The sequence below is a fragment of the Listeria rocourtiae subsp. hofi genome (assembly GCF_963575615.1).
Taxonomy (GTDB): domain Bacteria; phylum Bacillota; class Bacilli; order Lactobacillales; family Listeriaceae; genus Listeria_A; species Listeria_A hofi.
The window spans coordinates 219483-231848 of record NZ_CAUYTL010000001.1 but is presented as its reverse complement, the minus strand read 5'-3'; the positions used below and the strand labels follow the sequence as shown (position 1 = coordinate 231848).

The 12366-nt window shown below is 38.0% G+C and carries 14 protein-coding genes; 9 read left to right on the top strand and 5 right to left on the bottom strand.

Annotated elements, in window-relative coordinates; genetic code table 11:
* Positions 1-10 precede the first annotated feature (10 nt).
* Together R8925_RS01190 and R8925_RS01185 are read right to left on the bottom strand one after the other, a co-directional pair.
* On the bottom strand, positions 11-1228 hold the full coding sequence (locus R8925_RS01190; RefSeq protein ID WP_430534108.1) for a CynX/NimT family MFS transporter: 1218 nt from the start codon (positions 1226-1228) through the stop codon (positions 11-13).
* On the bottom strand, positions 1218-1898 hold the full coding sequence (locus R8925_RS01185; protein ID WP_430534107.1) for a FadR/GntR family transcriptional regulator: 681 nt from the start codon (positions 1896-1898) through the stop codon (positions 1218-1220). The genes R8925_RS01190 and R8925_RS01185 overlap by 11 nt, the downstream gene beginning before the upstream one ends.
* A gap of 181 nt (positions 1899-2079) precedes the next feature.
* Between R8925_RS01185 and R8925_RS01180 the strand changes: the two genes are divergently transcribed.
* Positions 2080-3132, top strand: a complete 1053-nt coding sequence (locus tag R8925_RS01180; protein ID WP_430534106.1) for an AI-2E family transporter — start codon at positions 2080-2082, stop codon at positions 3130-3132.
* A 41-nt stretch (positions 3133-3173) separates the two neighbouring features.
* Here R8925_RS01180 and R8925_RS01175 read toward each other — a convergent pair whose 3' ends face one another.
* Both R8925_RS01175 and R8925_RS01170 read right to left on the bottom strand, forming a co-directional pair.
* Positions 3174-4055, bottom strand: a complete 882-nt coding sequence (locus R8925_RS01175; RefSeq protein ID WP_430534105.1) for an alpha/beta hydrolase — start codon at positions 4053-4055, stop codon at positions 3174-3176.
* Positions 4052-4888 (bottom strand): alpha/beta hydrolase, encoded by an 837-nt coding sequence (locus R8925_RS01170; RefSeq protein ID WP_430534104.1) that lies wholly within the window; start codon positions 4886-4888, stop codon positions 4052-4054. The genes R8925_RS01175 and R8925_RS01170 overlap by 4 nt, the downstream gene beginning before the upstream one ends.
* A 165-nt stretch (positions 4889-5053) precedes the next feature.
* Here R8925_RS01170 and R8925_RS01165 point away from each other — a divergent pair, with 165 nt between their 5' ends.
* Positions 5054-5512 carry a DUF4064 domain-containing protein gene (locus R8925_RS01165; protein ID WP_430534103.1) on the top strand — a complete coding sequence of 153 codons (459 nt, stop codon included), beginning with the start codon at positions 5054-5056 and terminating at the stop codon, positions 5510-5512.
* A 97-nt stretch (positions 5513-5609) separates the two neighbouring features.
* Entirely contained in the window at positions 5610-5816 is a 207-nt protein-coding gene (locus R8925_RS01160; protein ID WP_430534102.1) for a hypothetical protein, read from the top strand.
* Positions 5817-5879: 63 nt separating this feature from the next.
* Here the strand turns inward: R8925_RS01160 and R8925_RS01155 are convergent, their stop codons facing one another.
* Positions 5880-6125 carry a DUF3116 family protein gene (locus tag R8925_RS01155; protein WP_430534101.1) on the bottom strand — a complete coding sequence of 82 codons (246 nt, stop codon included), beginning with the start codon at positions 6123-6125 and terminating at the stop codon, positions 5880-5882.
* A gap of 424 nt (positions 6126-6549) precedes the next feature.
* On the opposite strand from R8925_RS01155, the gene R8925_RS01150 reads away from it, so the two are divergent.
* From R8925_RS01150 to R8925_RS01125, 6 genes are all read left to right on the top strand, one after another.
* Positions 6550-6849, top strand: coding sequence for a lmo0954 family membrane protein (locus tag R8925_RS01150; protein ID WP_430534100.1), 300 nt, complete (start codon positions 6550-6552; stop codon positions 6847-6849).
* Between the two features lie 29 nt (positions 6850-6878).
* Positions 6879-7727 carry a PspA/IM30 family protein gene (locus R8925_RS01145; RefSeq protein ID WP_430539387.1) on the top strand — a complete coding sequence of 283 codons (849 nt, stop codon included), beginning with the start codon at positions 6879-6881 and terminating at the stop codon, positions 7725-7727.
* Positions 7728-7932: 205 nt separating this feature from the next.
* Positions 7933-9069: an N-acetylglucosamine-6-phosphate deacetylase gene (nagA, locus tag R8925_RS01140; protein ID WP_430534099.1), complete on the top strand. Its 1137-nt coding sequence runs from the start codon at positions 7933-7935 to the stop codon at positions 9067-9069.
* A gap of 16 nt (positions 9070-9085) precedes the next feature.
* Entirely contained in the window at positions 9086-9790 is a 705-nt protein-coding gene (locus tag R8925_RS01135) for a glucosamine-6-phosphate deaminase (protein ID WP_430534098.1), read from the top strand.
* 95 nt (positions 9791-9885) lie between these two features.
* Entirely contained in the window at positions 9886-10608 is a 723-nt protein-coding gene (locus R8925_RS01130) for a GntR family transcriptional regulator (RefSeq protein WP_430534097.1), read from the top strand.
* Between the two features lie 199 nt (positions 10609-10807).
* Positions 10808-12349, top strand: a complete 1542-nt coding sequence (locus tag R8925_RS01125) for an AcpB/EbpR/MafR family transcriptional regulator (RefSeq protein WP_430534096.1) — start codon at positions 10808-10810, stop codon at positions 12347-12349.
* Positions 12350-12366 lie beyond the last annotated feature (17 nt).

The window sequence follows — 12366 nt, the reverse complement described above, 5'->3', positions numbered from 1 at the left end:
AATTGCCTTTTTATTTCCTGTGTCCAAATACTTTTTTGTCACGGCCAGCATCCATTCCTGTAATAAATAATAATATTGCAGCTACGACTATAATGACAAGAGGAATTGTATAACTAGCCGTCATATCATGGATTGCACCAAACAGTGTTGGACCAGTTGCGGCAAGTAAGTAGCCAATGGATTGTGCCATACCAGATAAATCGGCAGCTTCAGTTGCGGTGGATGTGCGTAAACTAAAGAACATCATACAAACGCTAAATGCTGTTCCGGAGGCAACTCCCATCATGAATACGGATGTGCCGATAAGCCAAACATGACCTGATCCGAATAATAGCCCAGCCGTCCCGGAAAGTAGTAACACCGTCAAAATAGTAACGATAGGCCGTTGCGTTTTCATTTTGCTGGCAATTATTGGTACGATGAAAGTGAACGGAATAATACCAAGCTGGAACAATGATAACATAAAGCCAGCCTGTGTACTGTCCATACCTTGGCTAATCAATAGCGTCGGTAACCAAGCTACCATAACATAGAATAGAGTTGACTGCATGCCCATAAATAGTGTGATTTTCCAAGCTAGTGGAGAGGTCCATATATTCTGCTTAGGTTGTTGTGAAACAGAATTTGGAAAGGTTTTCTGATTATATTTCAGTTGCGGTAGCCAAAAAAGAAGAGCAATAATAGCAAATGCGGACCAAACGAGAAGTGCGCCTTGCCAACCAAAACCTGATTTGACGGCAATTGGCACACTCAAACCAGAAGCTAGCATAGCACATACATTCATCGAAATCGAATACATCCCAGTCATCAATCCCATTTTAAATGGGAATTCTTTTTTGATTAGACTAGGTAATAATACATTTCCGACTGCAATAGCAAGTCCGATTAAAAGCGTTCCGAATAAAAGTAATGGAATTCCTCCGAAAGGGCGAATGATACTACCAATAACCATCAAACACGCTGCGAAAAAGACAATAAGCTCCATACCCCATCGGTACGCCAGTTTAGATACAAAAGGAGATAGCACAGCAAACGCGAGAAGTGGTAATGTCGTTAAAAACCCAGTCATCGTGTTAGATAGAGATAAATCCACACGAACATAGTTAAACAATGGGCTGAGAGCTGTAATCGGAGCTCGCAAGTTGGCAGCCACTAGTAAAATACCAATGACTAATACGATTCGATTCCTAGCTAGTTTTTTTTCTTTGTCCATTATTTCACTCTCCATTCTTTGGAAGAATAATCTGTTTAAAGTGCGAAATATACATATCTACACAATGAACAGCAGAGGCTGCATCCTGATTTTGAATGGCTAGAATCAAATCTTTATGGCCAGCCCCATTCGCATCATTCATCTCCGTAGTACTCGTAATTGACATCTGAATTTCTTCAAACAAATGCGCATACATATCAATCAAAAGTGGGTTGTAAGAAGCAGCTGCAATTGCCTGATGTAGTTGCCAATCTGCTTCCACAAACTTCTCCAAATTATTCTCCGCTGTGAATTGCAAGCACTGATTACGATATTCTACCATTCGCTTCAAGTCATTCTCTGTTCTTCTTAAACAAGCAAGAGAAACTGCCTCACGATCGAGTGCATGTCGCATTTCTAAGATTTCAAGTACGGTTGCTTTTTGAATTCTATTCTGTAACACCGCATTCAGTTCACTCGTAGCTATTACGAATGTTCCGTCACCTTGCTTTACTTCGAGTAACCCGACATGTACTAGAGCGCGAATTGCTTCTCGTAACGTATTTCGACTGACGCCAAACTGCTCCATTAAATCTGCCTCATTAGGTAAGCGACCACCAATTTGCCAAACGCCTTCTTGAATCATCTCTTGAATCTGGTTAGCAACTTGTTCTACTAATGATTTCTTTTGTAATTTTTGTATCATCAATAACACACTCCTTCAAAGGTAGGATGATTGGTTCATAGGGTATATTACAACTTTTTTAGACAAAAGTAAACCCTCAAAGCAGTTTTTTTCGATTTTTTTATAGAAAGTATGATTAAATTTTTCGTAACATTTAAAAATATGCTAGAATTAAGAATAAGAAACGATTGGAGTGAGTTCGATGGAAGAACTATGGGAGAAATTTAAATTAAACACAGGATTACAACGAGTTCTTATTTTTGCGCTCCTCATTTTTGTGCTCTATTTAGTGAGAAGCATGATAAACTTGATTTTACTGACTTTTATTTTCACCTTTTTAATTACGCGCCTCGAAAAAGTGATTTTACGCTGGGTGCGAATTCCTAGGAAATTCATTGTTATTGTGCTGTACATATTGATTGTCATTTTCTTGTATATCGCATTTACTCACTATTTGCCGATTATCATTCAGCAAATTGTATCTACCTTCAACGGTGTGATGAAATTCTACAATAACCCAGGAAACAATGATTTCATCAAGTATGTTATGCACCTATTTAATGATTCAAACGTCAAAGCATACATTAATTCAGGTCTGAAATTCGTCATTGGATCGTTAAGTGGAATTGGAAGCATAGGTATTGCTTTCTTTATGTCGCTAATACTGAGCTTGTTCTTTTCTCTAGAACAAGAGCGCGTCGTTCATTTTTCTAGCAAGTTCTTAACGAGTAAGTTGGGAGCAGTATTTCGCGAAATTGCTTATTTTGGTAAGAAATTTGTTGGGACATTCGGTGTTGTTTTAGAAGCTCAGTTCTTGATTGCAATCGTAAATACTGTACTTACAACGATTGCTTTAATTGCGATGGGATTCCCGCAAGTATTAACTTTGTCCATTATGGTATTCTTGCTCGGACTTATCCCTGTCGCAGGCGTGATTATTTCATGTATCCCGCTTTCAATTATTGCGTATTCTGTAGGTGGTATTACCGATGTATTTATCATATTAATCACTATCGTCATCGTGCATTCGATTGAAACCTATATCTTAAACCCGAAGCTGATGTCATCAAAAACGGATTTACCAGTTTTCTATACGTTTATCATCCTGATTTTTTCTGAGCATTTCTTTGGTGTCTGGGGCTTAATCGTTGGTATTCCAATTGTTGTATTCCTATTCGATGTATTAGGCGTAAAAGGAGATCAGGCCGAAATAAAAAGCCGAAGTTTCTGGGGCTTTAAGAAAAAAACAAAATAAAAATAGGCGCCTCATCCTGTTAATGGATAGGGCGCCTATTTTTATGACCAAAGAAATTCTTTTACAGCAGCATCGACATCTTTATTTTCGTGGAGCTTGCTATGCTGTGCCTTTGCTCCCGTAAAAACCATTTCTTTATAGCTAGCAACTTGATCAAAAATAAATTTTCCAGACAAAGCGCTCGCTAGGGAAACACTCGTATCACTTTTTGTACCATCTTCAACATCCCCAGCAATATTTAGAACTTGTAGGGTGGCAGGGATGGCTTTTTTGTTTGTAATAAAATTCTGATAGCGTTCGGTGTTCGTTTTAGGCCCATTTTCAGTCAAATCGTAAGCTGTTGTACCATCTTCACCAATAGTCAAGCCGTTAAAAGGAGCGCCGATTGTAACTAATTTTGTCACAGTTGGAAAATCAGTTTTATCGCTAGCTTCTTCTAAATAGCTCGCCCAGTCGACACCACCCATGGAATGCCCAACAACGTTCACCGTAGGAATATGATACTCACTTTTAAGTGTACGCATTACATTTTGCAACCAAATCGTTTGATTGGTCAATGAACTTTTATTATCTTCAAAAAGGATTTGAATTAGCGGTTTCGTGGCGAATTTATCCCAATCCCCAGAAGCTTTCACATTTCCTTCTGGAGAGACTGATAGAACAAGGGACCGAGTAGCATCGCCGTTTCTAGAAAGACGATCCATCATATGACCAAGCGAATTTTTCGTTCCAGCATAACCATGCAAAAATAGCGTTGGTGTATCAATACTCTTCACTTTGGTAGCTGTACCTTCCGTTGTTGTTTTCTTAATCTCACTCGTTGTAGTAGTTTCTTTTTCCGTCGCATCATGCGTGGCAAAAATAAAGCCAAAACCAATCGCGAAGACTGCTAAGATACTAAAGGCTATTAAAATTCTTTTCATATTGTCGACTCCTTAAAACCCCATAAAAATTTTGCAACATATTGATCAACTACGGGTAATTCATGCATATTACTATGTTTTGCGGTGGGCCCTGTCAGCGTATGAGCTTCAACATATTGGTTCTTAAATAACTCTTTGCCGTACATGACACTATCAATCTTAACTTCGCCATCGCTATTTGAGCCATCTTCCAAATTCCCACCAATAATCATAATTTCTGTTGTACTCTTTAACCTCTGTTCCATTTGTTTCGCGAATTTAGTATGGATAGCATTTGCATTAATCAAATCAACTTCTTGATCACCATTCACGTACTCTTCCGGATAAAAAGGAACCGCTAAAAAGACAATCTTCTGCACCTCTGGATAGTCTGGTTTATTGGCATAGGAAGCTAGATAAGAAACCCAAGCACCGCCACCCATCGAATGCCCCACCGCATTAAATTTTGTCACATTATAATGGTCTTGCAAATAACGCATCACTTTTTTTGTCCATAAAGATTGCTGTGTCACAGTAGCGCGGTTATCAGCAAAAACAACATTAATCAGTGGATTATCAGCTCGTTTCTCGTCATATGAGCCTTTCACAGAAATATCACCAGTTGGACTAACCTTAACAGTTAAAGCATCCGTTGCCCAGTCGTATTGTTGATCAAAACGGCGAATCATACCATGAAGCGACCTATCTGTTCCGCGATAACCATGAATAAATATGGTAGGTGTTGCGCTTTGACTCACCTCGCGATGCGCCCCATTCAATTGAATCAATAACAGTATCGCAGCTACAACGAAAATCGCTGATAGTAGTCCCATCCATAAACTTTTTTTCCACATAGAGCAAATCCTCTTTTCTAAAATAACAATATCTTTATAAAGTATACAAGTTTTTTCGAAAAAACGCATCTGCTATACCGCAAAACTTACATCTTTATTTTTACAGTTGCCTTGTTTTATAGTATACTAAAAACAAATGTGTAGGAAATGAGGGAATTGAATAATATGATTAAACGTACAGCAGAGGTTGTTTTAGCTGTTATTGGTATGCTTTTCGGACTAGTAACTTTAGTTGGTTTCACAGCGATAGGCTTTATTTTAGATAGTGCAGCCAATACTACAGATGGAATAGATGCTTTCACAAGAAATTACTATCAAAGCGTGGAGGAAGCAGGACTTGCAGTGGCGGATGTGCCAAGCGCAAATCAAATATTAGATATGGTACATACATATGCCATTCTAGCTTTAATCGCAACGCTTGTTTTTATCGTTATACTAGTTATCGGTTTAATTGGCATTACGGGAAATAAAAAGCCTGTTCTTGCCGGCTTCATGTTCTTAATTGGAGGAATTATCGTAACAATTGGTGGCTTTGTCGTTGCAGGCTTTATACCAGGGTTACTTCTCGTTATTGCAGCAATTTTAAGTTTCGTCCGCAAGCCGAAAGATCCATTCATCGCTTAGAAATAAGATTAGACCGTGCCTTTTAGTGGGACACGGTTTATTTTCATATATAGTGGGAAAAGGAAGAAGAATAGCGCTTAGAAAGGTGAGGGATACAGTGAGCGACAAGAGATGTTGGGTGTTAATGGGAACAACGATTGGTGTAATTAGCGGGATTATCACATATATTTTGTTACATCAGAAAAAAGTAGAGTCTTTTGAAGCGGAAAAAGAAACGCTTGATTTGGAAGAAAACAATATGATTTCAGAGGGCGCGATGACAAGCATAACATATGAAAATAGAAGGCAAGCATTAAAAAAATAGTGGGATTACTACCTACCGCCTGAGCATCTCCACTCGGCGGTAGGCTTTTTCATCTCAGAATAACTAATTTTTTTCTATGAGCCTCTTCCCTTTTGGCGTAATTTGATAGGTTATGTCATCTAAATGATACACTCGAAACACATACCCATAACTTTCCAACGTATAGAGGACAACTAAAATTATATCTTTACTCAGGTTTGTTTTTCTCTCTATTTGTGAACTTGCTTTGTTGAAGTTTGTTAATGACAGACCACCGTCATCTAGATGCTTCAAAATGGTAGTCAGATGCTTATTTATATCTCTTTTCATTTCCCCTTCACCTCTATTTCTGTTCATCCCACTAGTACGGTGTCCCTTGTATCTATGCGTTGAAAAAGACCTTGCTGTAATAAAACTAACAATCACCCCCAATGCTTAGAGAATCAATAAGTTCGTTGATTTATCACCCCCCATTTTGAGTATAACCTTTGTAAAGAAAAAATAAAAATCAGAATCGATAGAAATTGTATCGAATAAATCAAAATAGACTTAAATTGGAAATGGTTTTGCAATAACGGCTAGTAAGTTGTAGTAGGATTTGATATAGTAGAAGTGAGATAGCGTATACATAGTGTTTGCTTGGAAGATAGATTTGTAGGACTCTGGTTGTAGTTAAAGTTCCAACCCTAGTAGCTTACTGAAATGAGGAATCTATTTTATGATAGTTGTATAGTAAAGCAAGGAGGACATAATCATGAGAGGAATTATAGTAGGAGTACTAGCTGTAGCACTTATTATTGCAATCATAGTTTTCCTTTGGCCAGCGATTATGGCGGCGCTCGGAGCTGCACTTGGTTATTGGGCTCTAAGACAATTGATGATAGCAAATAGTACAGGCGAAAAGATTCTGTATGGTGTACTTATTGGTGTTGGCGGATTGATCATTTTATCTAACCTGCACGGCGTTTTAACAGTTGCGATTGTTGTAGCATTGATTTATTTTTTAACGAAGAACAAGCGTAATACTACAAAAACGAATACATTTGATTATTAATAGATATTAAACAATTGGAGGAAAAAACAATGACAAACTTTTTCAATAAATTTAAACAAGCACTGAACAATGATTGGGATGCAATGAAAGAAAAACGAGAAGAAAAGAAACGTAATTCCGTATCGTATTACATGGATCAAACGAAAAAAGAGATGAAAGATATTGAACGTGCTGTTGATAAACAACGCGAGCTGAAATCACTATTCTATAAAGAATGCACGGAAATTGAGAAATATATCGAAAAACGTGAGTATCAAGCTGAAATCGCTGAAGAAGCCGGTGAAACAAAACTAGCCAACTTTGCAAAAGAAGAAGTAGCACAATACAAAGAACAGTTAGCAACAACGCAAGCGCATTATGATACAGCAACAGAACAATTAGACAAACTAGAATTGCGGATGCACGAGATGCGTTTGAAATGGAAAAATCTAAAAACACAACATTTGGCAGAAACGGCCGAAAAAAATGCAGCCGAAACAGCTGAAAAAATGGATAAAGTAATTCATGATATGAGCTGGGGTAGTGTGACAGATTATCATGAAGCACAAAAACAGCGCGATCTTGCTGACACAGCTAAGAAGCAAGCGGATATGACAAGCGAGCTTTCTCAAACATTTGATGAATTAATGGCAGAATTAGAGAAGAAAACCGCAAAGGGTAAAGAGGCAATCAAAGGTAAGACTCAAGACTTCACACAAATGGTAGATGAAATTATCGAACGTGAAAAACAAAATTTCAAGAAAAAAGACAAGGCTTCTATGGAAGAAATGTTAGAAGACTTAGAGCGTGACGCCAAGAAACAAACAAAGGAAGAAAAAGAAGTTTTAATTCCTGAACTTGAAAAGAAAGATGAAGATAATAAAAAAGATCAAGAATAGATAATTATGAAGATACAGTAGCTTCTCAGTATAGAGGGGCACTGTATTTTTTTGTGAGGATTAGCAGTATTCGCTTTTATTTTCACTAGTTAAGCGCGCTTACTTATTAGAATCAAGGGTAAATAGAGTACGTAAAGTGGTTGCATTTTTTTTAATAAGTTGTATAATAATTGGTATAGACCATTTATGGAAGGGATGATTTTTAATGACTTCAAAAGTAATCAAGAATGCAGTGGTGTACACAGGCGATTCTGTTATCGAGGATGGTTTTGTGAGATTCGACGACACTGTGCGTGAAGTTGGTCCGATGACAAGCTATCAAGAAGTAGTAGGCGAAGAAATAGTGGACGCCAAAGGTCAGAAATTAGTACCAGGATTTATCGATGTTCATTCACATGGAGGCTTTGGTTTCGATGCGATGGATGCGGATCCTGTGAAATTAAAAAAACAAGTACAAGGAATGCTAAATGAAGGAATAACAACCTATTTTCCAACAACAATGACGCAGTCCAGTGAAAATATTGAGAATGCGTTAAAAGTTATTGATGAGGTAGCAAAAGACGAGCCTTTAATCGGCGGGATTCATTTGGAAGGTCCTTTTGTGTCGCCAGTATTTAAAGGAGCACAACCGGAAGAATACATTACAGCGCCTGACTTAGAACTTTTTAAAAAATGGTTTAAGGTAAGTGGGGAACGCATTAAGTTAGTGACGTATGCCCCTGAGCATAGCACATCACCTGCTTTTGAGAATTTATGTATAGAGCTTGGGGTTATCCCGTCTGTTGGACATTCCAATGCTGTTCGTGCAGAGTTGGTGCATAGTAAGGCGAGCCACGCGACTCATATGTATAATGCTTGTCGTCCACTACATCACCGTGAGCCAGGCGTTGTCGGACACGTTATGTTAGAGCCTAGCATCCATGCAGAATTAATTGTTGATGGTATTCATGTACATCCGGACATGATTAAGTTGGCTTATAATGTAAAAGGACCGAAACGTATTAGTATCATTACAGATGCGATGCGAGCAAAAGGAATGCCAGATGGTGACTATGAATTAGGTGGTCAAAAAGTATTTGTGAAGGACGGTCAAGCTCGTTTAGAAGATGGAACACTTGCAGGAAGTGTACTAACATATGATGATGCTTTCCGCAATATGGTGAAGTTCACTGGCTGCTCGATTGAGGATGCAGTATTGATGTCCTCGGTTAACCAAGCCGAAGAGTTTAAATTAGATTCAAAAGGTGGCATTACGGTAGGTAAAGATGCTGATTTTAATCTATTGAATGATGCGCTCGAAATACAGGCTACCTATTCATTCGGGAAAAAGCATAGTAAATAATAGGAGGAAATAAATCATGAATATTATTGTAAAAGATACGAAAGCAGAGGCATCAAAAGAAGCATTTGCACTAATCGAAAAAGCAATTAAAGCTGGTGAGGCAAAAACATTAGGCCTTGCAACTGGAAATACACCGACAGATTTATATAAAGAGTTTGTGAATAGTGATGTTGATACGTCGACATTAGTTTCTATTAATTTGGATGAGTACGTTGGTCTTTCAGCAGAAGATCCAAATAGTTACCATTTTTATATGAATGATGTTTTGTTCTCGAAAAAACCGTTTAAAGAAAGTTATTTACCAGACGGTTTGGCATCGGATGCAGATGCGGAATGTGCGCGTTATGAGCAGGTTTTAGCGGATCATCCAATTGATATTCAAGTTTTAGGAATTGGTACGAACGCACATATTGGCTTTAATGAGCCGGGTACGCCTTTTGAAACGCCAACACATAAAGTTTTGTTAACAGAGTCAACGCGTGAATCGAACAAAATCTATTTTGAGCGTGAAGAGGATGTGCCAACACATGCGTATTCGATGGGAATTAAGTCGATTATGGGTGCTAAGAAAATTATTTTGCTAGCGTTTGGAGAAAATAAGGCGCAGGCGATTAAAGATACAGTAGAAGGTAAAGTTGATGAAAGCATTCCGGCATCTGTTTTGCAAAACCATCCAGATGTGACGATTGTAGTCGATAAAGCAGCGGCATCTCTTCTATAAAGTAATGATGACCCCAAGCTAAATCGTTCACAGAATGGCGTAGCTTGGGGTTTTATGTTATACTTCACTTCTACAAAAAAGAAGGTGTAAATAAAATGATAGATAAGTCTTCTGGGATACCGATTTATATTCAAATCCAGGGTGAAATTAAGCAGAAAATTGAAGATGGTACGTGGCAAGTAGGTAAGGCAATTCCAGCTGAGCGACAGTTAGCCGAGATGTTTCATGTAAGCCGAATGACAGTGCGCCAAGCGATTCAAGGGCTTGTAGATGATACAATTTTGCAGCGCCGTGTGGGAGCTGGGACATACATTGCCGAGAAAAAAATGACAGAGCATTTAGAAGCGGTTACGAGTTTCACGAATTTGATGATTCATGAGGGGAAGACGCCATCGTCGCGGATTGTGTCTTATGGTATTAGGCCTGCCAGTACACAAGAACGTGAGGCGTTGCAGTTGTCCGAGAATAGTAATGTGATGCGGATTGAGCGAATACGTTACGGCGATAAAATACCGATTTTGTTTGAAGTCGTTGTTGTGCCTGAAAACATTGCTTCTTTACTGAACAAAGAGGATATTATGGATTCGCTTTATGAGGCCATTTTATCAAAATTGGGTCAGAATATCGGAGAGGCAGAACAAATTATGGAAGCTGGTCTTGTCTCTGAAAAAGTGGCGCCATATTTGGATGTAAAGCTTGGCTCACCGGTGATGAAATTACGTCAAATTACCTTTTTACAAGACGGTAGTCCGTTTGAATTTACACGTTCGCAATATGTTGGAAATCGTTTTCAATTTGTAGCGCGAGTGAAACAATAAAAGACTGGAATGGTTAGGATATGCATGTATGTCCTCGCTGTTCCAGTTTTATTTTGTCCAGTTTTATGGTATAAAGAACAAATGATGGTAAGTGATGATGAGCACAAGCATAGCTTTATTCCAAAATGAAGAAAAAAAAGTTATTGAAAAACATACCTAAAAAATGAAATAATAAGGTTCTTGCGAGGAGGAGAAAAAAATGAACAAATTATATTTAGATTTGCTGACAGATAAAAAGAATAAGCGATTAGTTATTTTGTTAGACTATCTTGTAAAGTCTCGCCATCCAAGCACAATCGAGGAACTAGCAGATGTTGTTAATGTCAGTATAAAAACATTGAAGAAAGACTTAGAAATTCTAGAAGATGTATTCCCAGACGGTGTGTGGCTTGCCAATATTGGTAATAAGAGTATTTTATTAGAATGGAAGGCGACTTTCTCTATCAGCGACTTTATCCAAAGTTTTATCGGCAACAGTCCGTTGTTTCAAATTTTGGATGCGATGTTTCGTGGAGAGCATTTTTCAGTGGCGCAGTGGAGTGAGAAGTTGTGGATTTCTGAAATGACTTTACGCCGATATACGAATACACTTGTGAATATTATTAAGCCGTACAAGTTACATTTGGAGACGGCCCCGCTTCAGCTTGGCGGGAAGGAAAGCGATATTCGTTGTTTTTATTTTAATTATTTGAATCAGCGGAAACAAACCGATGTGATGTCAGCAAGAGCTGAGGATAAGAAGGCAATTTCGGTATTTTATAAGAAGATGTTAGAAAAAGCGGAAGATCGCCTAAATCGAGTTTTGCACTTGGATTATCACCGTGTTGTTTCTTGGTTGGGAGTTATTACACAGCGAATAGAAAACAGGAATTATATTAAGCTAAATGCAAAGTTAAAAGAGGAAGTTTTAAATAAAAAGAGCTTTCAGGTTTTTCAGCAGCTGTATGAGAGTGAATTGATGACGAATTTTGAATTTGGCAATATTCCAGATGATGAAATGGTGTATGCATACATTATTTGTTTGGATAGCGTTGTTTATAAATTGAATGATGGCAAACATTTTCGGATGCGTCGGGAGAATTCTTGTGTGAAAATATATGAGGACTTGTTTGACGGAAAACACTTGAAGCATTTAGGCATACCAGATCGAAAATTGGAACATGCACATACGAGCTTTATCGCTTTTACAGAAAACCTTGCTCTTTTAACGCAAATAACAGCTGTTTTTCAAAAAAATTCGTATGAGCTAAATGTGTATACGAAATCAGAATATCCATATACGTATCGCTATTGGCTAAATCAACTGACGCAAAATAAACATGTGAAGGGCTTGCCAATTGCGTATCGGGAAGATGTGGCGGTGAGTCTAACAATGTTAACTTGTGCGTATCGTGGGGAAGAGAATTATCGAAATAAGAAGATTTTGTTTTCATTTTCGGGAGAGTCAACCTATATGAACTACTTAATGACGCGAGTGAGGCAGCATATACCGCACGGTGTGAAGTATGATTTTCTTTTTAATGAAGAGATTACGGAAGAGGCGATTCAGGAGCGAGGTGTGGATATATTTTTGCATAATTATGATATTGAGGAAAATCTGAATAATTGTCTATCATTACGCATTTCCCCATTTCCAACAGTTCGGGAGCTTGAATTCATTAATAAGCTGATTGTGGATATGCCTTCTGATATTATGCATATGACATACGATGCCTACAGCGAGAATTTGATAACAGGATAAAATGATGGAGGAATATA

Bases quoted from the DNA above. Each gene is read 5' to 3' on its own strand.
- R8925_RS01125 (WP_430534096.1), top strand. From the start codon at position 10,808: ATGAACAAATTATATTTAGATTTGCTGACAGATAAAAAGAATAAGCGA.
- R8925_RS01155 (WP_430534101.1), bottom strand. From the start codon at position 6,125: ATGAAAAGAGATATAAATAAGCATCTGACTACCATTTTGAAGCATCTA.
- R8925_RS01175 (WP_430534105.1), bottom strand. From the start codon at position 4,055: ATGAAAAGAATTTTAATAGCCTTTAGTATCTTAGCAGTCTTCGCGATT.
- nagA (WP_430534099.1), top strand. From the start codon at position 7,933: ATGACTTCAAAAGTAATCAAGAATGCAGTGGTGTACACAGGCGATTCT.
- R8925_RS01150 (WP_430534100.1), top strand. From the start codon at position 6,550: ATGAGAGGAATTATAGTAGGAGTACTAGCTGTAGCACTTATTATTGCA.
- R8925_RS01180 (WP_430534106.1), top strand. From the start codon at position 2,080: ATGGAAGAACTATGGGAGAAATTTAAATTAAACACAGGATTACAACGA.
- R8925_RS01165 (WP_430534103.1), top strand. From the start codon at position 5,054: ATGATTAAACGTACAGCAGAGGTTGTTTTAGCTGTTATTGGTATGCTT.
- R8925_RS01190 (WP_430534108.1), bottom strand. From the start codon at position 1,228: ATGGAGAGTGAAATAATGGACAAAGAAAAAAAACTAGCTAGGAATCGA.
- R8925_RS01170 (WP_430534104.1), bottom strand. From the start codon at position 4,888: ATGTGGAAAAAAAGTTTATGGATGGGACTACTATCAGCGATTTTCGTT.
- R8925_RS01185 (WP_430534107.1), bottom strand. From the start codon at position 1,898: ATGATACAAAAATTACAAAAGAAATCATTAGTAGAACAAGTTGCTAAC.
- R8925_RS01145 (WP_430539387.1), top strand. From the start codon at position 6,879: ATGACAAACTTTTTCAATAAATTTAAACAAGCACTGAACAATGATTGG.
- R8925_RS01135 (WP_430534098.1), top strand. From the start codon at position 9,086: ATGAATATTATTGTAAAAGATACGAAAGCAGAGGCATCAAAAGAAGCA.
- R8925_RS01130 (WP_430534097.1), top strand. From the start codon at position 9,886: ATGATAGATAAGTCTTCTGGGATACCGATTTATATTCAAATCCAGGGT.